Genomic DNA, 25,042 nt, shown 5'->3' with positions numbered 1-25,042 from the left:
TCCTTCCCTCCATACATCCATACCTCAAAAAAACTTAAAGTTTTTTAAAATATGCAAAAAGATTTATAATGTACATATATTATGCATAAAAATTAAGGAAGTTTTATTATGAGTACAAGAGAAGATGTAAGAAATGTAGCAATAATAGCCCATGTTGACCATGGTAAAACAACAATAGTAGATTCAATGTTGAAGGTTGCCGGTGAATGGACGGTTAAAGATGATGAAGTTCAAGATACCGTTTTGGATTCCGATCCCATTGAAAGAGAAAGAGGTATCACAATACTTGCAAAGTGTACCTCAATAAAATATAAAGATCATACCATAAACATAGTAGATACTCCGGGACATGCCGATTTCGGCAGCGAAGTTGAAAGAGTATTGAAAATGGTGGACAGTGCAATTCTTATGGTAGATGCGGCCGAAGGTCCTATGCCGCAAACAAGATTTGTTTTAAGAAAAGCATTGGAACTCGGATTAAATCCCATAGTTGTTATAAACAAAATGGATAAACCGCAAGCCAATGCCAGTAAAGCGATAGATGATATATTTGAATTGTTTATGAAACTCGGCGCAACAGACAGACAACTTGATTTTCCTATCTTTTATGCTTCCGGCAGGGAAGGTTGGGCAAGCACTAAGATAGATGCCAAAGGAACTGATGTTTCTCCGTTACTTGACGGTATAATAAAATATGTTCCGGCACCTGAAGCAGATAAAGATAAACATTTGCAAATGCAAATAACAATGATAGATTATAACAACTTTTTAGGCAGAGTAGGTATAGGAAGAATTTTAAACGGTTCAATTAAAAAAGGACAAACGGTTCTTCTCGTAAATAAAGACGGTTCAACTCAGGCAAAAGCGGTGAAAATAGAAAAGTTTTTGGGACTTTCAAAAGTTGAAGTTGAAGAAGCCTGGGCGGGAGATATAGTTTCCATATCCGGTCTTGAAGGCTTAAAAGTCGGTGACACGATTTGCGAATTGGAACACCCGTTACCGCTTGAACCTTTGTCTATAGACGAACCCACAATATCCATGGATTTTTTAGTTAACGATTCACCTTTTGCAGGCAGAGAAGGTAAATTTTTAACATCAAGACATTTAAAAGCAAGACTCGAAAAAGAAGCTCAAACCAATGTCGGTTTAAAAGTTGAAGAACTTGAAGGTGAAGGAAGATTTAAGGTTTCCGGCAGAGGAGAACTCCATTTAACCGTTCTTATAGAAAATATGAGAAGAGAAGGTTTTGAACTTGCAGTATCAAGCCCTGAAGTTATTTTTAAAGAAGTTGACGGGAAAATGTGCGAACCTATGGAATATCTTATACTTGATATAGATTCCGATTTTCAGGGAGTAGTTTTTGAACTTATCGGTAAAAGAAGTGCACAACTTGAAAATATGGTAAGTGAAGGTAAAGATCATTTAAGATTGGAATATATTATTCCGTCAAGAGCATTGATAGGATTTAAAAACGAATTTTTAACCGCAACAAAAGGTACCGGAATAATGCATCACAGTTTTTACGGATATTTACCGAAAGCGGACATTTCCTCATTAAGAGGTAACGGAGTATTTATTGCTATGGCTCCGGGAAAAACCACCGCTTATGCTTTACATAATTTGGAAGACGGCGGAGAGATGTTTGTAGGTCCTGGTGAAGAAGTTTATGAAGGTATGATAGTCGGACAAAATTCCAGAGAAAGAGATCTTGTGGTTAATCCGTGCAAACCTAAAAAACTTACCAACATGAGAAGTAAAGCGGCAGATGAAGCATTAACATTAACACCGCACAGAGTTATGAGTTTGGAACAATCCGTGGAATACATTGCTCCCGACGAACTCGTGGAAATTACACCTACATCATTGAGATTAAGAAAAAAGATATTAAATGCTTTGGACAGAAAAAGAACTGCAAGAAACGAAAGATACGAAGAAGCTCAACTCGAGCAGGAAGACTAAAACGACAATGTACAATGTATAATGTATAATGTACAATTAAAAAACTAAAAACTTGTCCGAAGGACACCGAAAATTATAAATTATAAATTGTAAATTATAAATTGCCGTTAAAAATGGTATAATAAGAAAAATTATTTTAGATAGGAGCAAGTAAGTATGAAAAAATTATCTTTATTGGCAGTAGCGGTATTTATGTTGTTTTCAACAGTAGCATTTGCAGGAACGAAAGAAGGTTTGGAGTTGGAATTGAAACAGTTGTCGGTTAGTATCACAAGTACCGAAGTTCACAATTCTTCGACGGCATTTACAACGGCAAGATTAACGGCTGATCCTCAAACGGCAATTCAAGGTAAATTGGATTTTGATGCAAGATATTTTTTACCTAAATTCTTATGGACAAATAATCTTTACATGGAATATGGTAAAACAACGGTAAGACCTGTAGACAAAGAAGAACTTACAACCGAAAATGCAGATAAAATTACCGTAACATCGGATTTAACATACAGATTATGGACAGTAGAAGAAGATTTTATAGGCGGTTTTGAGGCGGGTCCTTTTGCAAATATCGGTTACGAAACTGAATTTGATGCTCCTGAAGTAGAAATAGATGGTGAAAAAGTAACAGGAAACAGAAAACAAATTTTAAGAGGTAAAGCAGGTTTTAAACTTTTCGAAGGAAAATATTTGAAAGAACTTTATTCGGCTTATGTATTTGAAAGAGATTTTACAAATACACCGGAAACAAACAGATCGGCTTTTGAAGCAGGTTTCAAAGCTGAAGCGGAAATAAGAGAAGGTGTAAAATTTGTAGCATGGTCATATTACAGAGATTATTTATCACAATCAGAAGATTATATAAGCGATTTGGATTATGAAGTAGAAGCAGAATTAAGACTTGATGTAAAATTGTGGAACAATCTTTCGGTAGCACCTTTTGTTAACTATTATTGCGCATCTGCACAACATTTTAATTGTGTAGCTGATAACTGGTACACAGGTGTACAAATTTCTTACAGCACATTCTTTAAAAAAGCTAACGAAATATAATAATTTTAAGTTAACATAATAAAAATAAGCTCTATTGTTAAAATAGGGCTTATTTTTTTTGTCAATAAATGGTAAAATTACTCTAATAATATTATAGGAGAATTTTATATGAAAAATATGCCGGAATTTAATAAAGTATCAAAACAATTATTACAGGCAATGCCTTACCAATATGTCGGTAACAATATAAATGTTTGTATAGAAACAGACGAATTTACATGCCTTTGTCCGTGGACGGGACTTCCTGATTTTGCACATTTAAAAATTCAGTATGTTCCCAACAAAGTCGTTGTTGAACTAAAATCTTTGAAAATGTATTTGCAATCTTACAGAATGGTTGGTATGGTTCATGAATCCGTAGTAAACAGTATTATGAAAGATATTAAACAATTATTAAAACCTAAACAGATATATGTTGAATTAGTATTTAAAATTAGAGGCGGAATTACAACAACAGTTTCCGCAGGCAGCATTAAAGAAGGTAAAAAATAAATGTCGAAATCGATAGCATTTGTCGGTAACCCCAATGTCGGCAAGTCCGTAATATTTAATAAACTTACCGGCCAATATGCGGTTGTTTCAAATTATGCAGGTACTACAGTTGATGTTACAAGAGGAAATATTACAATCGGCAGTGAACAGTATCAGGTTGTAGATACTCCCGGCACATACTCTTTAATGCCGTTATCAGAAGACGAGCAAGTTACAAGAGATTTAATAATAAAAGAAAAACCTAACATTATAGTACAAGTATGCGACATGAAAAATATCGAAAGGTCGCTGCACTTGTTCTGTGAACTTGCATTGTTTAAAATACCTATGGTGTTGGTTTTGAATATGAGAGATGAAGCCATTCAGTCGGGAATTAGAATAAATATAAAGAAGTTAACGGAAATTTTAGGTGTTCCGATAACCTGCTGTACAGCAACAACCGGTGACGGTGTGAGTGATATTTTAAAAATTATACCGCAGGCGACCGTAAGCAACTTAAATATTGAATATAAAAACAGTAAAGATATTTTAACAATAGAGAACGTTTTAAAAGATAAAACTTCAATAGCTAAAGCGTTGGCTGTATATTTGTTGTCGGGCGATAAAGATATAAAACAGTATGTTCCGCAAAAGTTGCAGGAAAAAGTTTTTAAGTTGGTATCGGATACTGTTAAAAACGAATACAAAATGTTTGCGGCACAAATATTTCACGATAACAATGAAACAATATTAAAAATCGTTTCCGAAGTAAAAAAAATAAAACACAGAAAACATAAAAGTGTTATGGAAAAGTTAGGCAACATTTGTTTGCATCCGTTTTGGGGAACGATAATAATGTTGTTCATTATTTTTATAATGTACGAATTCATTGGAGTGTTTGTTGCAGGTGTCGTTGTAGATTGGATACAAACAAAAGTTTTTGAAGAATTGATAAATCCGTTTATTGCAAACTGTTTTGATTATTTGGGAACGGGACCGGTTGTAAATTTTGTAAAAGATTTGTTTGTAGGTCAGTACGGAATTTTTACAATGGCAATACCATATGCTTTTGCAATAATATTCCCTATAGTTATTGCATTTTTTTCATTTTTCGGAATATTGGAAGATTCAGGTTATTTGCCGAGATTGTCGGTAATACTTAACAGATTGTTTTCACTTGTAGGTTTAAACGGTAAAGCCGTTCTTCCTATGGTTTTGGGAGTAGGTTGCGGAACGATGGCAGTATTAAGTTCAAGAATACTTGAGACAAAAAAAGAAAGAATGATAGTTGTAATTTTGTTATCGCTTTCAATACCGTGTTCGGCACAGTTGGGTATAATTCTTGCGATGTTATCTTCGGTATCTTATAAAGCAACAATTGTTTGGCTGTTGTGTATATTGTTTTCGCTTTTCTTAGTTGGAAAAATTTTGGATTTTTATGTTAAAGGTGAGTCCACAAACTTTATTATAGAAATTCCTAAAATGAGAATACCGTCAATAATAAACATTTTATCTAAAGTTAAAATGAGACTTGTTTGGTACATGAAAGAAGTAGTTCCTTTATTTATTTTAGCTACGGTCGGTTTGTTTTTTATGGACAAAATTCATTTGCTTACAACACTTGAAAGATGGTTTTCACCGATAGTAGTAAAATTTTTAGGGCTACCTATAGAAACGACAAGCACATTTATTATGGGCTTTTTAAGAAGAGATTACGGAGCATCCGGAATTTATACTTTGGCACAAGACGGACTTTTATCCGGAACACAAATTTTGGTTAGTGCGGTAGTTATAACATTGTTTGTTCCTTGTCTTGCGCAAAGTTTGATGGTAATAAAAGAGCATGGAATAAAAATTGCTTCAATAGTTTTTGTTGCGATTACAACATATGCGGTATTGTTTGGAGGAGCTTTAAGGTTTGTTATTGCATTGTTTTAAGCTAAACGACTTTATCTTTTAAATTATAACTTTATATTTACCTTCTTTATGTACCGGTCGCCTTTGCTTTTCCTTATGTACACCGCAGTCGGTAAATATTTTGTTATAATTTAAAATATAGGAAGTCTTTGAAAGTAATCAACTACTAAGTTGAATTTTATGTTTTTAGAATTTGCAAATTTAAAGACAACTACACAAAAAAGTTTAGGAGTCTATTGTTTGTATGAAAATAAAAGAAATTAAAATCAATAAATTTAAACGATTCACAGATTTAACAATAACAGGTATTCCAGAAACTGCAAAACTTATTGTATTAGTTGGCCCAAATGGATGTGGAAAAACTTCATTGTTTGAAGCATTTAATGTATGGTATCAAATTAAAGGATTTGGTATGTTAGGAACAGAAGATAGTAAGTATTATGTAAAAAAATCCAATTATAATGATATTCAAGAAAATGCATATGGTTCTTTTTTTAGAAATATTGATAGAACAATTAATTTATATTATTATGGATCAACATTAAGTAAGGGACAAATTTGTGAAAAATTTTATTTTAGATCTGCATATAGAAATCAATCAAATTTTGTAATATCAAGTTTAAGCAAAAAAGAAAATCCTGTAAAAGATAGAAATATTAATAGTAAAACATTAATAACGACAGATGCTACTGTATCAGATAATTATAATCGTTTAATTTCTTCAACCATATCAAGTCTGTTTATGAAAGAAAATAATACTAAAAGTGTAGAAGAATTAAGAAAAGAGTTAACAGGAAAAATTCAAAATTCACTACATAATGTATTTGAAGATTTGGAATTATCATCATTAGGAAAACCATTAGAAAATGGTTCTTTTTATTTCACAAAAGGAATTTCGAAAGATTTTATTTATGCTAATTTATCAGCTGGAGAAAAATCGGCTTTTGATTTAATATTAGATTTAATCATAAAATCCAGTTACTTTACAGATACAATTTTTTGTATAGATGAACCAGAATCTCATATGCATACAACATTACAAGCAAATTTATTGAAAGAATTATATTCTTTGATTCCTGGAAATTCTCAGCTTTGGATTTCTACTCATTCTATGGGAATGCTGAAAAAAGCGAAAGAACTTGAAGAAGAAAATCCTGGAACTGTAATTTTTTTAGATTTTGAGAATAGAGATTTTGATAATAAAGTTGTTATGACTCCTTCAGGAATTGATTCAACTATGTGGAAAAGATTTTTAGATTTAGCTCTTGGTGATTTATCAAAGCTTATTGCTCCAAAAACAGTTGTATTTTGTGAAGGGAATACAAACGGAAGAAAATATAAAGATTTTGATGCTCAAATATATACAAAAATATTTAATAGTAAATATCCGGATGTTTGTTTTGTTTCTATTGGTTCTTGTTCTGAAATTGAGAATGAAGGAAATATCAGTATGAAAATAATTTCTCAAGCTTTAAGTAATTCTAAAATAATTAAACTTGTTGATAGAGATGATAGGAATGATAATGAAATAGAAGAACTAAAGAATAAAGATATAAAAGTTCTGTCTAGAAGGCATATAGAGTCTTATTTGTTAGATGATGAAATATTGAAGCTTCTATGTGAAAAAGAAAATAAATCGGATAAATATGATGAGATTTTATCTATAAAAAAAGCAAAATTAGAAGATTCTATTTCGAGAGGAAATCCAAAAGATGATATAAAATCTGCGAGTGGTGACATTTATGTTGAGATAAAGAAAATATTACAACTATCGCATAGCGGAAATACCAAAGATGCATTTTTTAGAGACACATTAGCACCTCTAATTACGCCAGAAACACAAGTTTATAAAGAATTAGAAAAAGATATATTTGAGGGCATTAATTAAAAAATTTGATAGCCAAAAGATAAAATTGTCATTTGAATTAAAATGCTGAGATAAAAGTGTAAAACAAAAACTTGACAAAGCATACAGATGTATGTATAATAAAGAAATGAATAACAAACTATTATCCACATCGGAAGTTTGCGATAAATACAATATATCACAAGCTCTTCTTTATGAATTTAAAGAAGAAGGACTTATTTATTTCCCTACAAAACATATACAGCAGTATTTGTGGGATGAAGAAACATTAAATAAACTTTCAAATATACTTAAAAAAAATACAAAAAATTATAAAACCACCGCTATTAATAACAGAAGATATTTAGGAAATAAATATAAATTATTACCTTTTATAAAAGAAATAGTTGAAAAGCATTGTAAAAATATCAATACAGTAGCAGATATTTTTGCCGGAACGGGTGCGGTCTCGTCAGCATTTACTGATAAAACATTAATTACAAACGATAATATGTATAGTAATTATATATGTCATCTTGCTTGGTTTGGAATAGAAAAAGTTGATACAAATAAAATAAAAAAAATTATTATTGATTACAATAACATAAATCCACAAAATGATAATTATATGTCAATAAATTTTTCAAATACATATTTTAATAAGAATGTTTGTAAAAAGATAGGTTTTATAAGAGAGGATATTGAAAAAAAATTTAATTCCAAATTTATAAACGAAAGGGAAAGAGCAGTGTTAATAACATCTTTATTGTATGCTATGGATAAAATTGCTAATACTTGTGGACATTATGATGCTTATAGAAAAAGTGGAGAATTAAATAAAAAATTAGAACTGGCTGTTCCTTTAATTTCAAACAATTTAAATAAAAAAAATAAAAATTATAATATTGATGCTAATGAGTTGGTAAAAAATATAAAAGCAGATTTAGTTTATATTGATCCGCCTTACAATTCAAGACAGTATTGTGATGCTTACCATTTACTTGAAAATGTTGCAAGATGGCAAAAACCTAAAGTATCCGGTGTTGCTTTAAAAATGCAAAGAGACAATTTAAAAAGTGATTACTGTACACAAAATGCTACAAAAGCATTTGAAGATTTAATAAGTAATATAAATGCAAAGTATATATTGTTATCATACAATAATATGTCTAATAAAGGTAATAGTAGATCAAATGCGAGAATTAGTGATAAAGATATAATAAGAATATTATCAAACAAAGGTAAAGTTACAGTTTTTTCAAAAGAATATAAAGCATTTACTACAGGTAAATCAAAAATAGAAAATAATGAAGAAAGATTATTTTTATGTGTTTGTGATAATAATATTTTTGAACAAAAAAAATTTATACAATCCCCTTTAAATTATACAGGTGGTAAGTATAAAATTTTATCTCAAATTTTACCATTATTTCCAAAAACAATAAGTTCCTTTGTAGATTTGTTTTGTGGTGGATGTAATGTAGGTATAAATATTAATAGTGATAAAATAATTTTAAATGATACAAACTCTTATTTAATAGGGATATATAATACTTTTAAAAAATTAAGCAACAAAGAAATTTTTTCTTCTATACAACAAATAGTTTCTAAATATAATCTTTCAAATACAAGTAAATATGGATATGAGAAATATTCAGCGAATAGTTCTGAAGGTTTAATGAGATATAATAAAGATAACTTTATAAGAATGAGAAATGATTTTAATTCTTTAACAGAAAAAGATGATGATTATTATATTTTACTATATGTTCTTATAGTTTTTTCCTTTAATAATCAAATAAGATTCAATAAAGAAGGTAACTATAATTTACCTGTAGGAAAAAGAGATTTTAATTTAAAAATGCAAAAAAAACTTTCAGATTTTATAGATGTCATACATAAAAAAAATTACATCTTTACAAATAACGATTTTAGGAAAATTAAAATAAATAAATTAAAAAAAGATAGTTTTGTATATTGTGATCCACCATATTTAATAACTTGTGCAACTTATAATGAACAAGACGGCTGGACACAAAAAGATGAAAAAGATTTACTTGAATTTTTAAATCTTTTAAATAAAAACAATATAAAATTTGCATTGTCTAATGTACTAGCAAATAAAGGAAAAGAAAATAAAATTTTAATGGATTGGATAAACAAATATAATTATAAAGTTATTCATTTGAATAATAGTTATTCAAATTCCAATTATCACACGAAAAACAAAGAAAAAATTACAGATGAAGTTTTAATTATAAATTATTAAGGAAAAGTATGACATTACCTAACATTCCGTTCAAAAGTTATTGTTGGAACATTGGAACTACAAGTTACAGAACCAAACAATTTAATTTTAATATTGAAAAACAACTTTCGTTGCTTGATGAATTTTGGAACAAACCTGGAAACACAAACCAAAATTGGATTAATAATAATTCTTTGCAAAAAGATTATTATAATTTTTTAAAAGAAAATAAATTTATTGTTGGAAATGCAAAAAGACCTGATAAAGATGCAAGAGAAAAAACATCCGGTTTGGTTGAAATAGGTTTAATAGATAATGATAGAAAATTAACACAAGTTGGTAGAAAGTTATTAGGAATAAGTAAATTAGGTAATTTTAATAGTGACAATGAGTTAAATATAGCAAAAGATAGTTATATTTATTTAAAGCAACTTTTAAAGATGTCGACAACTGTTGAAAATAAAACAGTTCGACCTTTTATATTATTAATTTATTTTTTATCTAAATTGGAATATTTAACAAAGGAGGAATTTTGCTATATATTACCATTATGTGTTGATGATTCTATAGCACAAAAGGCAATAAACTTTATAAAAAAAATAAGAAAAGACAATGGAACAATAGACAATTTTATAATAGATTTTATTTTTAACAATGATACATATAACAAAGCATTAAATGTATTTATGAGTAATAAAGACAGTGAGAAGTTAATTACAACAATAGGTATTAATAGAAAAAGTAGAACTTATGATAAACCATACTATAACTTTTATGAGATACTTAAAGAAATTGCATTAAAAAGAAAGTTAAAAAATAATATTTTGAAATTATATAAACAAACAGAAAAAATAAATGGTAAAGCAAAAAATTTTTGGAAAAAATATTTGTTTTCTTCAACAGAAAAAAACAAATTACAAAAAGAACCTTTAAAATGCTTAAAAGAAAATTCATTATTAAACAAAAATAAAACAGAATTTAAAACGGAATTCTTTAAACTTTTACACTTATTTAAAATAAAATCAACATTATCAGATTATTTGGATTTAAATAGAAGATATTTCAAATTAACAGATATAATAATTTTTGAAGATGAAAAAATAAAATTAGATACTTTGCCATATTATTATTTTAAGAATAATATAAATGAACTTTATAATTTAGCATTTACAAAGTCCGATATTTTAGAAAAAGATTGCAATATTACTGAAATTTGCAATGATTTAATATTTGATGAAAAACAAATATTACATATTATAAATTCAGAAAGAAAATCAAAGTATTCATCACTAAAAGAATTTACTAATTCTGTAAATGACGAAAGATATGTTAGATTTAATAATTTAATATCTACAAAGTTTTCAAATGAAAAAATAATTGATTTATTAGAATTGTTTGAGACAAGAAGTGATGATAAAATAAATGAACTTGTTACATATAATGCTGATATCCCTACAATTTTTGAATATATACTTGGAATTATTTGGTATAAGATAAGTGAATATAAAGGGAAAATATTGGATTATATGAATTTGTCTTTAGATGCAGATTTATTACCTAAAACACATGCTGTTGGTGGTAGTGCGGATATTATATATAAATACGATAAAACAAATGTTTTCCCAGAACATGCAGTGTTATTAGAAGCAACATTAACTAATAATCAAAATCAGAGAAGAGCAGAAATAGAACCTGTTTCAAGGCATTTAGGCGATTATCTTTTGCAAACAGAAAATAATAAATCATATTGTATTTTCATAAGCAACTTTTTAGCTATTAATGTTGTTTCAGATTTTATTAATAGAAAAACATATCATCATTACTCTAATGATGGAACAAAATCTGTGACAGGCTTAAAAATAATTCCGTTACAAACATCAGAACTAAAAACTATTATAAAAAAAGGATTAAAATATAAAAATTTATATTTGTTATTTGATAAAGCATATTTATCAAATGAAAAAGCAGATAGTTGGTATAACAAGAATATAGTTTCTACTCTATAATAATTTAAGTTTTGGGGGGTAAAAATGGCAAAAGGAATCATTTATCTAATGACAACAACTGTATCTGGATTGATTAAAATTGGAATAACAGAATATAAACAGTTTTTAGAAAGAATGAGATTTCTTGAAAGCAATGGTTATCGTAATGTGACAGGACTAAAAAGATTTTTTGCCATAGAAGTAGAAGATTATAAAGCAAAAGAGGAACTTTTACAAGAAATTTTCAGCAAATATAGAGTACCTAATACTGAATTATTTGTATTAGATATTGAATTAGTAAAACAATTATTATTAGCTTTTGATGGGAAAGTTATTTTTCCGGCAGAAGTAAATAGACAAGAAGATTTTAAAGAAATTACTAATCAAAGAAAACAAGAACGATTGTTTAATTTTTATAATAAAGGTATTAAAAACGGTGACAAAATAGCTTTTGTATATGATGGAAATGTTACAGCAAAAGTTGTAAGTGAAAGAGAGGTTGAATATGAAGGACAAGTTTATAAACTATCACCATTAGTTTATAAACTAATGGAACAAAGAGGGAAATTAAATAAAAGTGGTGCTTATCAAGGTGCAAAATATTTTAAATTTAAAGGAAAAGTTTTAACAACTATTAAAGATAAAATTTAAAATAGAATATCTCATATTTATTGGTTTCTTTTAAGGAATTTTTAAATGAAAACAAAACTTATAGAAAATAACAGTAATGATTTGGTTGTATTTTTAACAGGTTGGGGATGCGACGATAACCAATTCAAAAATTTTTCTTCAAGCAAAAATTTGTTGTTATGTTGGGATTATTCCACATTGGATTTTGAGTTTGATTTCAGTAAATATAATAAAGTAAGTTTGTTAACTTATTCTGCAGGTGTTTTGATAGCTTGTTTGTTGCAAGATAAATTTCCTGAATTCGATAAGAAAGTTGCTGTAAACGGTAATCCGTTAATGACAGATAAGAAGTTCGGTATAAGTAAAAAAATAATAGATTTAATGTTAAACTTAAATTTAGATAACTGTATGGATTTCATATCGACATATCTTGTCTACGATGAACAAGAACTTAAAAAGTTTCTGTCTGCACCTTCTTACAGACCGTTTGAAAGTTCAAAGCAGGAAATAATAAAGTTACAGGAATATTGTAGTTTAAAGTTTACACCGATAGAATTTGATAAAGTGATTTTGTCCGATAATGATAAAGTATTTAATCCGGCTACACAACAGGAATATTTTAAAGATAATTTTGTGTTGTTAAAAAATGCATCACATCATACACCGTTTTTGCGATTTAGTTCCGTTGACGAAATTTTTAATTTGTAGGTAAAAAGGGGAAAAATGAATCCAAATCCAAACAAAATATTTCCTAACAGAAAAATTAAAACAATAACAAATGTTAAACCTGCGATAAAAAACAAAAATATTATTGTCGGAGACTTTACTTATTTTGCAGATACCGATTTTGAAAAGCATGTAACACACCATTATGATTTTATCGGGGATAAACTGATAATAGGAAAATTTTGTCAGATAGCTGCAGGTGTAAATTTTATAATGAATGGTGCAAACCATCAAATGAATGCGGTTACAACATTTCCTTTTTATATTTTTGAAGGTTGGAAACAACAAGTTCCTCCATTAAATAAAATGCCTGTAAAAGGTGATACAATAATAGGAAACGATGTTTGGATAGGACAAAATGTAACAATTTTGCCTGGAGTACATATCGGTGACGGAGCAATTATAGGATTAAATTCCGTTGTAGGAAGTGATGTTGCTCCATACACGATAGTTGCAGGTAATCCTGCAAAAGTAATAAGAAAAAGATTTGATAATCAGTTGATAAAATTGTTGCTTAAGTTAAAATGGTGGGATAAGAGCATAAAAGAAATTAACGACTTAATTCCGATTTTAACGGATAATAATTTAACAGAAGTAAAGAAGAAGTTGAAGAAATTAGTTCTGTAAAAACAGTTCTTTTACAATTTCTCATTTACAAGCAAAAAAGCCATTCGTTTGAAAATTGAAAACCAAAGGCCAACCTCGGAGAGCTTTATTTTATAAACTCTCCGCCCAACGGCAACGCTTTTTTCTAACGACCTAATGAAACGAAAAAAGCTCAAACAATGACACATTGCCCTACGGGAAAAAACTTGATTGATTTATAGTTTTTTGTTTTCAATTTTCTGCACTCATAGACGGCTTTAATTATGCTTGTAAACGAAAATTTTAAAAGTCTGTCATTGCGAGGCGGTGTAACCGTCGTGGCAATCCGGTCGTTGTCGTTTTGTCGTTGTCGTTAGATTTACAAGTTCGTAAACGAAACGAAGTGTTTTCAAAATGAAGTGTACTAAAAAGATAGCGGAGCGAATGAGTACATGATTTTTGAAAACACAAAGTTGCAGTTAGAAATTGTAAATCGTTATAATCTGTAAAAGGAGCAAAGTATGGCTATAAACATTCACAAAAGTAAAGAAAACATAGATATCGAAGAAGCTCTCGGAGTAATTTGGACATCTCTTCAAAGAAACGAAGATGATTTTGAAAAAGTTTCCGAAACAATAGAAAAAGGCGTATCCAAAAATATAACGAATGTTCTGTTGGAAAAGAATTTTATAATTAAAGAAAAAAATAAAATAAAACTTACCGATGCCGGTGAAGATTTAGGTAAACAACTTACAAGAAGACACAGACTTACCGAAAGATTGTTAGCTGATGTTTTGGATTTTAACAGACAGGATATAGAAAAAATCGCTTGTGATTTGGAACATAACCTTTCCACCGATTTGGCAGACTCGATTTGTACGTTGCTCGGGCATCCGAAACAATGCCCGCATGGAAATCCTATTCCGGAAGGGAACTGTTGTAAAAATTCAAACAGCAAAATAGAATCTATCGTTGTTCCGTTATCAAAAATAGATATTGCCGAAGAAGTTACTCTTTCGTATATAGTTACAACAAATCACGACTATATGCACAAACTTTTATCTATCGGTTTGGTTCCGGGAACAAAATTGAAATTACACCAAAAGTTTCCTACATATATCGTGAAGGTTAACGAAACACAAATTGCTTTGGACGGTGAAGTTGCAAATCTTATTTATGTAAGAAAATAAGCATGTAAAGTTTTGTATAATTTAGGGTATGAAAGTTATAAAAATTGTAATATTAACATTATTGATAACATTTTTATTATTTGCAGCATCTGTTTATATAACTTTTAAATATATTCTTACTCCCGAGAGAATAAAAAATTATGTGCGAACTTATGTAGAAAGAACTATTGATGAGCAATTTGAAAAATATAAAAAAGAACTGTTGGACAAAATATCTTTTTCGGGTTTTTCAAGTGACAAAGAACAAAAAACGGAAAACAAGGATGATAAAAAACCGGACGAAAATATTGAAAGTGTAGAAGTGTTGGAAAGTGTAGGAGACATAAATTATTTAGCTACAAAATTTGCGAATATAGATATGGTGCAAGGAATAAATGATGTGAATTTGTTAAGTCACAAAGTGTTTGGTGATGTTAATTTGAAGATAGAAAAATTAAAAAATAAAGTTACGGAATATTTTTCAAATAATAATAAGAAAGAGGAGTAAAATGTTTAACGGAAAACAAAGAATACATTTCGTCGGTATCGGCGGATCCGGTATGAGCGGAATTGCCGAAGTGGCACTAAATTTAGGACATCAGGTTTCAGGTTCGGATATTAAAAAAACAGAAGTAACACAAAGACTAAAAGAATTAGGTGCAAAAATATATATCGGTCATAAAGCCGAAAATGTAAAAAATGTGGATGTTGTCGTAACATCTACAGCAATTTCAAAAGATAACCCCGAAGTTAAACAGGCAATAAAAGAAAAAATAATTATTATTCCCAGAATAGAAATGCTTGCGGAACTTGCAAGATTAAAATATACAATAACTATTGCGGGAACACACGGCAAAACAACAACAACATCAATGACATCAATGATATTGGATGAAGGCGGATTTGATCCTACAATAGTTATCGGCGGAAAACTGAAAAATTTGAAAACAAATGCAAGGCTCGGTAAAGGCGAATATATAATTGCCGAAGCAGACGAATCCGACGGATCGTTTTTAAAACTTTCACCTGTACTGACAATAGTTACAAACATAGATAACGACCATCTTGATTATTACGGTTCTATGGACAACTTAAAACAGGCTTTTATTAAACACATAAACAGTCTTCCTTTTTACGGTTGTGCAATGGTTTGTACCGATAGCCCTTTGGTTAAAGAAGTGTTACCTTATGCAACAAGAAAATATATCACTTACGGATTTAAAAGTAACCCCGACATAACCGCAACGGATATTACCGTTGTTAACGGTAACACGGAATACAATGTTATTTATAAAGGTAAAAAACTCGGTAAAATTTTGTTGAAAGTTCCGGGTGAACATAATGTGTTAAATTCGTTGGCGGCAATAGGTATCGGGTTACAATTTGATATACCGTTTGTTACAATAAAAGAGGCTCTCTTTAAATTCGGAGGAGTAGGAAGAAGACTTGAAGTTAAAGGTGAAAAAAACGGTATAACTGTTATTGATGATTACGGTCATCATCCTACAGAAATTAATGCTACACTTTCGGCACTAAAACATAACTATCCTCACAAAAGGTTAGTTACAATATTTCAACCGCACAGATATACAAGAACAAGAAATTTGTATAAAGAATTTGGGAAAGCTCTTAAAAAAGCGGATGTCGTTTATATTATGGATATTTATGCTGCAAGCGAAAAGCCGATAAAAGGTGTAACCGCGGATTTAATAGTAACGGCTGCAAAACAAAATAAATGTAATGTAGAAAAATTTACGGACATAAAATCGATAGCACAGACATTAAAAGAAAACGATATTTTATTAACGCTCGGTGCGGGTAATGTTTGGCAACAAGGTGAAGAATTATTGAAAATATTGTAATACAAATTAAGGAGAGAAAATGATTAATTTTAAAAGTTTGGCAATTTCTGTAATAACGGTTTTTTTTATGGTTTCGGCAGTTTTTGCTGATGGTGAAATTATAACAAAAAGTCCGTATGGTGATTATGTTTACGAAACTACGATGAAGACATTAGTTGATAAGGGTATTTCCGATGAAATTAAACTTGTAAACAAATCCTCGTATCCGCTGAAATTTATATCTTGTACTGTTAGAATCAACGGCAGAGATCATGATATGAGACCTATACCGTTATTAAGGTTTGGAGTTTCGGAAAGCTTTAATGGCTTTTTTAAGGATGATATGACCAGAGAGTTTTCTAAATATTTTGGGAAAGATGGAAGATTCTCACATAAAAATAATAATTATATCAAATTCACTTTTAAATTTATGGACCACGATGCCGATGTAGCCATAACCGATGTTTATAATGAAGATAAAGATTTATGTTTTGTTGTTTCCGATGTTGTAAAAGATACAAATGTTACGACGAATGCCGGTACCGTTGTCGATGAACAGCCTGCCGTTGAACCTAAACCTGAACCTGCAAAAACACAGGAAAAAGTATCGAAACAAGAACCTAAATCCGAACTTGAATCCGTTCAACCGCAGGAAAAAATTCCGGGAACAAATATATCCGAACAAACTCCCGAGCCTGTACCTGCATCGACAAGCGATGATAAAATAGTTGTTATAGAAGGTAAAACTTATTTGCTTCACGACGGTAAAGCTTATATTGTACAATAACTGTATACAAAAGCATAAAACTGTAAGTTTTGGAGAATAAGTATTATTAATACGGAAGAATTTTTGTCATCAATAAAATGTAATTATAAATGCAATGAACCGTTATCAAAACATACTACATTGTGTATCGGCGGCAATGCCGACTGTTTTGTTGAAGTTGAAACGGAAGAACAATTGGTATCATTGTTAAAATTTATAAACGAAAATAGCATAAAATTTTTTGTTATCGGCGGCGGTTCAAATCTTTTGTTCAGCGATGAAGGATTTAAAGGCATAGTATTAAAACTATCCGGTGAATTTTGCAAATATGAAATATCCCGAAATAATGTTATTTGCGGAGCGGCGGTAAGTTTGGCTTATTTGGCAATAAAAACAGCCGAACACGGTTTAAGCGGGCTGGAATATCTTTCGGCAATACCGGGAACCGTAGGCGGTGCGGTGTTCGGAAATGCCGGTGTAAAAAATTGTTCGATGTCCGACATTGTTGATAAAATAGAAGTTATAGATTATTCGGGTAACAAAAGAGTTTTAACTAAAAATAATATTAATTTTGAATACAGGAAAAGTGACTTGCAAGGCAACATTATAACCAAGATATTTTTTATCTTGAAAAATGCTGATAAAAATGATATTTTAAAGACGATTTCACAAGAGCGAAAAAGAAGAATAAATTCGCAACCAATCGGCACTAAAAATGCGGGGTGTGTATTTAAGAATCCCGAAAGTGATAGTGCAGGACGACTTATAGACTCTCTAAATCTTAAAAATTACAGTGTCGGCGGAATAAAAATATCCGATGTGCATGCAAATTTCTTTGTTAACGAAGATAACGGCTGTGCACAAGATATGTTAAAGTTAATCGATTTTGTAAAAGATGAAGTTTACAAAAAATATAGTATAAAACTTGAAACGGAAATAAAGATAATAAAATGATAAATTTAAAAAAGAAAAAAATAGGTGTGTTGTGCGGCGGAACATCGTCGGAAAGAGAAATTTCTTTAATGTCGGGAAAAGCAGTTTATAATGCAATAAAAAAGTTGGGCTTAAAAGTTGTATTGATAGATGTAAACAAAAATGTAGCGCAGAAGTTGGTAAAAGAAAAAATAGATTTGGCATATATAACTTTGCACGGAACACCGGGTGAAGACGGAACAATTCAAGGTATGCTTGAAATTATGGGTATTCCTTATACCGGTTGCGGTGTATTTTCGAGTGCCGCAACAATAGACAAAATAATATCGAAAAAAATGTTTGAAGCCGCAAAAATTCCAACGGCAAAATGGACAATAATAGAAAAATTAAAACCGTTCGAAGAAATATCGTATCCTGCGGTAGTAAAACCGGCATCGCAAGGTTCTGCAATAGGAATATCGATAGTAAAAAATAAAAAAGAATTTGAAAAAGCCGTAAAACTTGCTTTTTCTTACGAAGACAGAATATTGGTGGAAAAATATATTAAAGGTGTGGAAGTTACCGCAGGCGTATTAAACGGTAATCCGTTACCAGTTATAGAAATTGTGCCTAAAGGTAAATTTTACGATTTTAAATCTAAATATACCGCAGGGCAATCAACACACATTATTCCTGCAAGATTACCGGAAAGAGTATTGAAAAAAATACAAAATATCGCACTTAAAGTTTACGACGAGTTCAGATGTAACGGAACATGCAGAGTTGACATGATAGTAGATAAAAATAACGATATATATGTTTTGGAAGTAAATACGCTGCCGGGTATGACACAGACATCATTGTTCCCGGATGCGGCAAAGCATATGGGTTTAAGTTTTGAAGATTTGGTTTTGGAAATTTTAAAGTCGGCAAAATAAAATGGCTATAAAAATAGTTAAAGATAAAATATCAATAAAGAAAAGACCTGTAAAAAAAACCGCCAAGAAAAGAACTAAAACAAGCCATACAAGAAATATAAATATGGCTATTTCTTATGGAAGTATCAGTATAAGAAACAGAGGCGGGAAAAAGAAGTTGTACGGAAAAATTTTCCGTATACTGTTTAAATTGGCTTTTGTTATTTGTTTAGCGTTTGCATGTGTATATGCATATAACCATTTAGTGAAATATTTGTGTTCGTTGGAAAATTTCTTTATAGAAAATATTGAAATTACGGGTTGTGAAAATGTTACCGAATCCGAGATAAAAGAATTGATACCTTTTCAAAAAGGTGACAGCTCTTTTGCGGTGAGGTTATATCAAGCTGAAAAAGATTTAAAAGAATTTAAAGCCGAACTTAAAGATGTTTCAATGCACAGAACCGACTGGGGAAGAAAAATAGTTGTTTCTTTAACCGAAAGATTGCCGGAAGTTTTTATCAATATTGACGATAAAAAATTCGGACTTGATTTTGATGACAAACCGTTCCATTTGAGAGGAAATATGTCTTTGATGAATGTTCCGACACTGGTTTTTAACAGTGATAGGGAAAGAAAAGATTTACTTTCTTTTTATCAAAAAATAAAACCTCAAATAACAAATGTAGTTTCCGATATTAACGAAATAAAATACGGTGAGGTTGAAGATATTATTTTAACCGTGAACGGAAAAACGGATATTTATTGGGGCTCGCCGAAAGAAAAAAATACGGACGATAAAATTTTAAAACTTGAACGAGTTTTAAAATTTTTGGCAACGACGGATAAGAGTATAGAAAGTATAGATTTAAGTTTTCTTGATATGAATAAAAATAAAGTTTTGGTAAAATATTCGGTTGTTGACGAAACAAGCAAGATATAATACAGGAGTAAAAATATGGAAAAGTTAGATGCTCTTATAAGCTTGGATTTGGGTACAAGTTCTATTCATGGAGTAATTGCAAAGATAAATTCGGAAAATAAAATAGAAATTTTGTCGGCAGATACATTTGTTTCCGACGGTGTAAAAAACGGTGTGATTTCGGATATAGGTGCTGCCGAATTTACGGTAAAAAAGTTTTTGTCAAAAGCAGAAGAAGAATTTAAAGTTGAAAATATAGATATGTTGTGTGCCGTAAGAGGAGCGTTGATAGAGGTTAACAATGCCGATACGAGAATGAAAATAGATGAAGATGATGGCGGTATAGTTACGGACCAAACGATTGCCGAAATTACGGAGAGATTGGAAGAAACAAAGAAAATTCCCGACACAAAAGAAATAATTGAAATAATTCCGCAACAATATAAAATAGATGAACAAATAGTTGCGAATCCGGTTCGTATGAGCGGTAAATATTTGGAATTGACGGCTCTTATGATTTCCGGAACAAAAAGTAATATGTCTAATATTAAGCAGGCAACCGGAGGTCACAAATTAAAATACGGATACAGTTCCATTTCCGATACTTTGGTTTCCAATGACGATAAAGAATTGGGTTGTATATTGGTGGATATCGGCGGAATGACTACCGGAATTGTAGCTTATCTTGAAGGAAAATTAAAGTATTCTTTTGAGCTTCCTTTCGGTGCCGATTATATAACAAGAGATATTGCCGCAAAATTAAAAATAACAAAAAAAGAAGCTACAAAAATAAAAGAAACTTACGGTGTTATTTTAGAAGAGCTTATAACCGATAATACTGAATTTGAATATTCCGTTCCGGGAAACAAAACACAAAAATTTACTGTAAGAGAATTGGTAGATATAATAAAACCTCAAGTTGAGACACAATTGGAACAAATAGAAAAAGCATTTAAGCAAAAAGGTATAGCTTTAAATGAGTTTGTAGGCGGTTTTATTCTCACCGGCGGAGGCTCGTTACTTAAAGGTATGCCGGAAGCTTTTTCGAAATATTTCGTTTCGGTAGCAAAATGTGCAAATTTTACCGACGAAGATTTTGATTGTTACGATGATAAGATAATAAATTCACAAGTTTATACTACGGCTCTTGCCATACTAAAAAACAATTTAAAAAATTTAAGTTCTTCAATGATGTCCGAAGGTGTTAGTCGCAGACAAAAAAAACACGGATTTGCGGATACTCTTAAATCCTGGTTCAACAATTTCAAGTAAAATTTAACGGAGTTTATATATGGAAAATTTGGAAATAAGGTTTCCCGGTAATAATGAAACCGCTAAAAATAATACAAATGTTGTTGCAAGTCGTGCAAATATAAAAATTATAGGTGTGGGCGGAGCAGGAACAAATGCTATCACCAGAATGGTAACCGCAAACATTTCCGGTGTTCAGCTTTATGCCGTAAATACCGATAACGATAGTTTAAGAAAATCTGCCGCGGAAAATAGAATTTCCATAGGAACAGGTTTAGGTGTCGGAGGAGATCCCGTAAAAGGTGAGATGTATGCGGAAGAATCAATAGACAAATTCAGAGATATGTTGCAAGGTGCCGATATGGTATTCATTACTACCGGTATGGGCGGCGGAACAGGAACGGGCGCAGCGCCTGTTATTGCAAGAGTTGCAAGAGAACTGGATGCGGAATTGCAGAAAATGGGAAAAAGAGGAATTTTAATAATAGGTGTTGTTACAAAACCGTTTTCTGCCGAAGGCTCCGAAAGAGTGGAAAATGCAAAAAAAGGTATAGCGGAGTTAAGAGAATATACCGATGCATTGATAGTTATTCCTAACGACAGAATTTTTTCTTTGATAGATGAAAAAACACATTATGAACAAGGTTTTGTTTTTATAGATGATGTTTTAAGAAGAGCAATAGAATCTATAACCGATACCATAACAAAAACGGGAACAGTAAATATAGATTTTGCCGATATCAATAATATTTTAAAAGGTGCAGGAAATGCCATAATCGGTCTTGGTGACGGAAAAACACTTGAAGAAGCTTTTAATAATGCTATTACGAACAAATTTGTTGAAGGTGACGATATAAAAGAAGCAAACAGAATTTTAATAAACATTTCTTATTCAAAGGTAAGTGAAATTGCCGTAGGTGATGTACGTTTTGCTCAAGAATATATTCAAAAAGAATTTAAACATTATATATCATTAAAAATAGGTAATACCGAAAATAATGATCTTGATACAAAAATAAGAGTAGCAATAATTGCTTCGTTTAAAAAAGAAGAAGAAAAACAAAAAGCAAATAATGATTTATTTGAGGACGCGGAAGCTCAAAAAAAAGAAGAAGAAAAAGCTGCCGTTAAAGAAGATTCTATCGATGTTTTCGGCAGACCGGCCTACGAAATACATAAACCCAGAAAATTATAAAGGTTATGCAAAAAGATAATATCGTAACTATCGAAAAAAACTTTGACACTTTTCATTTAACCACAACAAGATATTGCGGTAACATGAAAGATATAAATGAAAGGAAATCTTTTTGTAATTTATTCGGTATAGATTCAACAAAAATAGTTTTTGCAAATCAGGTTCACGGAACCATGGTGAAAAAAGTTTCATCTGCCGATTGCGGAACTTTTATTGCCGATTGTGACGGTTTAATAACAGATGATAAAAATATATTTTTATGTATATTTACTGCCGATTGTATGCCCGTATTTTTAGCTTCAAGAGATTATTCCGTGGTTGCCATGGTACATGCGGGGTGGCGGGGACTTGCAGGCGGTATAATTGAAAGTGCGACAATAAGATTTTTGGAAGATTTCGGTATAAGCACACAGGATATATTTGCTTATGTAGGTCCGCATATAGGACAATGTTGTTACCAGGTGGGGGATGAACTTAAAAAAGCTTTTAACAGACCTGCCGATGAAGAATATTTTTCTTTGGCAAAAGAAGCACAAAGACAGTTTAAAAAATTAGGCATAAAAAAATCGTATATAAATTCTCATTGTACCTGCCACGAATACGAAATGTTTTTTTCTTACAGAAGGGAACCTACCGACAAAAGAATAATGTCGTTAATTAAATGTAAATAAATCCGTAAACAAAAAAAGCTTGGAACCGTTTGTTCCAAGCTTTTCGATATTTTTAAAAAGTGCTGAGGGGCAGAATCGAACTGCCGACACAAGGTTTTTCAGACCTTTGCTCTACCGACTGAGCTACCTCAGCACTTTACTTCTTATTCTTGTATAAGATCTTCCGATTTTTCTTCAACCGGAGCAACTTCTTCTTCAACCGCCGGAGCTTGTTTCTTAAAAGCTTTTGAATATCTTGCTTTACCTTTTTCTACAAACTCTGAAACTTTTGTTTTGCTTTCGGCAACAAATTTCTTGCCTTTTTCTTTTAAATCCGTTCCAACTTCGCCTGCATCTTCAACGAAATCTTCTGTTAATTTTTTCAAATGAGCTCTTGTTTCTTTTCCTGTTTTGGGAGCATACAATAAAGCTGCTGCCGCACCTACAACTGCACCTAATAAAAAAGCAAAAAGACCACTATCTCTGTTATCCATATAATATGCCTCCTACTTCTTTTTTCTAAAGATCATAGCTGTTGCTGCAGGTAAAACTGTTGCAACTATCTTAACCCAAGCCTTCGGGAAAAAGCTTGCAACTTCCATAACACCTTCGGAAACTTTATGAACAGAATCTAATTCAACATTAACTTTGTCTATAGTTTCTTCTAACTTTTTTGTTGTTTTCGCAACTTGAACCAAAGTAAGTATAAGATAAATTATCGCAACTATAAGTGCTACTGTCAACAAAACTATACAAACCGTAATTATTTCGTTCATATCTTTTAAATTCTACCAAAAAAATATTTTTTTTTCAACTATATAATTGTTTTTCCGGACTCAAGTTCAAATAAATGAATCTTTTTCAAATCAAAAACCAACTCGATAACCTGGTTGGGTTTCGATTTATTATTTGAATCCACTTTTGCAACCATTATGTTTTTGCCTGTATTAAAATGCAAATAAATTTCGCTTCCCAAAGGTTCAACTATATCTACCGTTGCGGAAAATCCGCTGACTACCTGATGGGAAATACTTGCAAAAAGCTTATCGTAAATATCTTCGGGTCTTACACCCATAACGATTTTTTGATTAACAAACGGTTCAACTTTATCTTTCATAAAGTCGGGAACTTTAACATCAAAAGAACCTTCTTTTAATACTAAACCGTCATTTTCTTTATATACTTCAACATTGAAGAAATTCATCGGAGGTGTTCCTATAAAACCTGCAACAAATTTGTTTGCCGGTTTATCATAAAGTTCCAACGGACCTGCGATTTGTTGAATAATACCGTCTTTCATTACACAAATTTTATCACCCATTGTCATAGCTTCCGTTTGGTCGTGTGTAACATATATCATTGTACTTTGTAATCTTTCATGCAATTTTTTTAATTCGGCTCTCATTTGAACTCTTAACTTTGCATCAAGGTTGGAAAGAGGTTCATCGAATAAAAATACTTTAGGTTTTCTTACAATTGCTCTGCCTACTGCAACTCTCTGTCTTTGTCCTCCGGAAAGTTGTTTTGGTTTCCTGTCCAACAAGTGGGCAATACCCAAAATGTCGGCAGCTTCTTTAACTCTTTTATCTATTTCCGCTTTATCATAACCTTTAAGTTTTAAAGCAAAAGCCATATTTTGGTAAACTGTCATATGAGGATATAAAGCATAGTTCTGGAAAACCATTGCTATATCTCTGTCTTTTGGAGGAACATCGTTAACTCTTTTGCCGTCTATAAATATATCACCTGCGGTAATATCTTCAAGACCTGCAACCATTCTCAAAGTTGTGGTTTTACCGCAACCGGAAGGTCCTACGAGAATACAAAATTCTTTATCTTTAATTTCCAAGTTAAAATCTTTAACGATTTTAACATCGCCATAACTTTTGTATACATTCTTTAAAATAATTTCGGCCATTAATTCCTCCAAAACAGCTACAAAAATACGATTGTTAGAATAAAATTATATACTTTTGAAAAAAGATAGTCAACAAAAAATTGC

Annotated in this window: 23 protein-coding genes and 1 tRNA gene; 20 read left to right on the top strand and 4 right to left on the bottom strand. The window is 30.8% G+C overall.

The window, feature by feature from the left end; genetic code table 11:
* Positions 1–108: 108 nt before the first annotated feature.
* From typA to pgeF, 20 genes are all read left to right on the top strand, one after another.
* Positions 109–1,959 carry a translational GTPase TypA gene (typA, locus tag B2Y85_RS05440; protein WP_372519464.1) on the top strand — a complete coding sequence of 617 codons (1,851 nt, stop codon included), beginning with the start codon at positions 109–111 and terminating at the stop codon, positions 1,957–1,959.
* 156 nt (positions 1,960–2,115) lie between these two features.
* On the top strand, positions 2,116–3,009 hold the full coding sequence (locus B2Y85_RS05435; RefSeq protein WP_372519463.1) for a hypothetical protein: 894 nt from the start codon (positions 2,116–2,118) through the stop codon (positions 3,007–3,009).
* Positions 3,010–3,117: 108 nt separating this feature from the next.
* Complete coding sequence (queF, locus tag B2Y85_RS05430; protein ID WP_372519462.1) at positions 3,118–3,501, top strand: preQ(1) synthase; 384 nt, start codon at positions 3,118–3,120, stop codon at positions 3,499–3,501.
* Positions 3,502–5,418 (top strand): ferrous iron transport protein B, encoded by a 1,917-nt coding sequence (feoB, locus tag B2Y85_RS05425; RefSeq protein WP_372519461.1) that lies wholly within the window; start codon positions 3,502–3,504, stop codon positions 5,416–5,418.
* Between the two features lie 223 nt (positions 5,419–5,641).
* Entirely contained in the window at positions 5,642–7,285 is a 1,644-nt protein-coding gene (locus tag B2Y85_RS05420; RefSeq protein WP_372519460.1) for an AAA family ATPase, read from the top strand.
* 106 nt (positions 7,286–7,391) lie between these two features.
* Positions 7,392–9,512 carry a Dam family site-specific DNA-(adenine-N6)-methyltransferase gene (locus B2Y85_RS05415; protein WP_372519459.1) on the top strand — a complete coding sequence of 707 codons (2,121 nt, stop codon included), beginning with the start codon at positions 7,392–7,394 and terminating at the stop codon, positions 9,510–9,512.
* Positions 9,513–9,622: 110 nt separating this feature from the next.
* Positions 9,623–11,497, top strand: coding sequence for an AlwI family type II restriction endonuclease (locus tag B2Y85_RS05410; RefSeq protein WP_372519458.1), 1,875 nt, complete (start codon positions 9,623–9,625; stop codon positions 11,495–11,497).
* 24 nt (positions 11,498–11,521) lie between these two features.
* Positions 11,522–12,127 carry a GIY-YIG nuclease family protein gene (locus tag B2Y85_RS05405; RefSeq protein WP_372519457.1) on the top strand — a complete coding sequence of 202 codons (606 nt, stop codon included), beginning with the start codon at positions 11,522–11,524 and terminating at the stop codon, positions 12,125–12,127.
* 45 nt (positions 12,128–12,172) lie between these two features.
* Entirely contained in the window at positions 12,173–12,814 is a 642-nt protein-coding gene (locus tag B2Y85_RS05400) for a pimeloyl-ACP methyl esterase BioG family protein (protein ID WP_372519455.1), read from the top strand.
* 15 nt (positions 12,815–12,829) lie between these two features.
* A complete protein-coding gene (locus B2Y85_RS05395) occupies positions 12,830–13,459 on the top strand; it encodes a CatB-related O-acetyltransferase (protein WP_372519454.1) in 630 nt (209 codons plus the stop codon).
* Between the two features lie 479 nt (positions 13,460–13,938).
* Positions 13,939–14,607, top strand: a complete 669-nt coding sequence (locus tag B2Y85_RS05390; protein WP_372519453.1) for a metal-dependent transcriptional regulator — start codon at positions 13,939–13,941, stop codon at positions 14,605–14,607.
* 28 nt (positions 14,608–14,635) lie between these two features.
* The gene (locus tag B2Y85_RS05385) at positions 14,636–15,094 is read left to right on the top strand and encodes a hypothetical protein (protein ID WP_372519452.1); all 459 of its coding nucleotides are present in this window, start codon (positions 14,636–14,638) and stop codon (positions 15,092–15,094) included.
* A gap of 1 nt (position 15,095) precedes the next feature.
* A complete protein-coding gene (murC, locus tag B2Y85_RS05380; RefSeq protein ID WP_372519451.1) occupies positions 15,096–16,448 on the top strand; it encodes a UDP-N-acetylmuramate--L-alanine ligase in 1,353 nt (450 codons plus the stop codon).
* 19 nt (positions 16,449–16,467) lie between these two features.
* The gene (locus B2Y85_RS05375) at positions 16,468–17,214 is read left to right on the top strand and encodes a hypothetical protein (protein WP_372519450.1); all 747 of its coding nucleotides are present in this window, start codon (positions 16,468–16,470) and stop codon (positions 17,212–17,214) included.
* A gap of 63 nt (positions 17,215–17,277) precedes the next feature.
* Positions 17,278–18,147 carry a UDP-N-acetylmuramate dehydrogenase gene (gene murB / locus B2Y85_RS05370; protein ID WP_372519449.1) on the top strand — a complete coding sequence of 290 codons (870 nt, stop codon included), beginning with the start codon at positions 17,278–17,280 and terminating at the stop codon, positions 18,145–18,147.
* Complete coding sequence (locus B2Y85_RS05365) at positions 18,144–19,043, top strand: D-alanine--D-alanine ligase (protein ID WP_372519448.1); 900 nt, start codon at positions 18,144–18,146, stop codon at positions 19,041–19,043. The genes murB and B2Y85_RS05365 overlap by 4 nt, the downstream gene beginning before the upstream one ends.
* A 1-nt stretch (position 19,044) precedes the next feature.
* Positions 19,045–19,965, top strand: coding sequence for a cell division protein FtsQ/DivIB (locus tag B2Y85_RS05360; RefSeq protein ID WP_372519447.1), 921 nt, complete (start codon positions 19,045–19,047; stop codon positions 19,963–19,965).
* A 15-nt stretch (positions 19,966–19,980) separates the two neighbouring features.
* Positions 19,981–21,216, top strand: coding sequence for a cell division protein FtsA (gene ftsA, locus B2Y85_RS05355; RefSeq protein ID WP_372519446.1), 1,236 nt, complete (start codon positions 19,981–19,983; stop codon positions 21,214–21,216).
* 19 nt (positions 21,217–21,235) lie between these two features.
* A complete protein-coding gene (ftsZ, locus tag B2Y85_RS05350) occupies positions 21,236–22,390 on the top strand; it encodes a cell division protein FtsZ (RefSeq protein WP_372519445.1) in 1,155 nt (384 codons plus the stop codon).
* 5 nt (positions 22,391–22,395) lie between these two features.
* Positions 22,396–23,061 (top strand): peptidoglycan editing factor PgeF, encoded by a 666-nt coding sequence (gene pgeF / locus B2Y85_RS05345; protein ID WP_372519444.1) that lies wholly within the window; start codon positions 22,396–22,398, stop codon positions 23,059–23,061.
* Positions 23,062–23,121: 60 nt separating this feature from the next.
* Here the strand turns inward: pgeF and B2Y85_RS05340 are convergent.
* The 4 genes from B2Y85_RS05340 to B2Y85_RS05325 all read right to left on the bottom strand — a co-directional run bounded on the left by B2Y85_RS05340 (position 23,122) and on the right by B2Y85_RS05325 (position 24,958).
* A tRNA-Phe gene (locus B2Y85_RS05340) sits at positions 23,122–23,194 on the bottom strand.
* Between the two features lie 10 nt (positions 23,195–23,204).
* Positions 23,205–23,534, bottom strand: coding sequence for a YtxH domain-containing protein (locus B2Y85_RS05335; protein ID WP_372519443.1), 330 nt, complete (start codon positions 23,532–23,534; stop codon positions 23,205–23,207).
* 12 nt (positions 23,535–23,546) lie between these two features.
* A complete protein-coding gene (locus B2Y85_RS05330; RefSeq protein ID WP_372519442.1) occupies positions 23,547–23,816 on the bottom strand; it encodes a hypothetical protein in 270 nt (89 codons plus the stop codon).
* Positions 23,817–23,854: 38 nt separating this feature from the next.
* Positions 23,855–24,958 carry an ABC transporter ATP-binding protein gene (locus B2Y85_RS05325; RefSeq protein WP_372519441.1) on the bottom strand — a complete coding sequence of 368 codons (1,104 nt, stop codon included), beginning with the start codon at positions 24,956–24,958 and terminating at the stop codon, positions 23,855–23,857.
* Between the last annotated feature and the right edge of the window lie 84 nt (positions 24,959–25,042).

This window comes from Candidatus Ruminimicrobiellum ovillum (assembly GCF_002392975.1).
Taxonomy (GTDB): Bacteria; Elusimicrobiota; Endomicrobiia; order Endomicrobiales; family Endomicrobiaceae; genus Ruminimicrobiellum; species Ruminimicrobiellum ovillum.
This window is presented reverse-complemented; position numbering and strand designations above follow the sequence as displayed.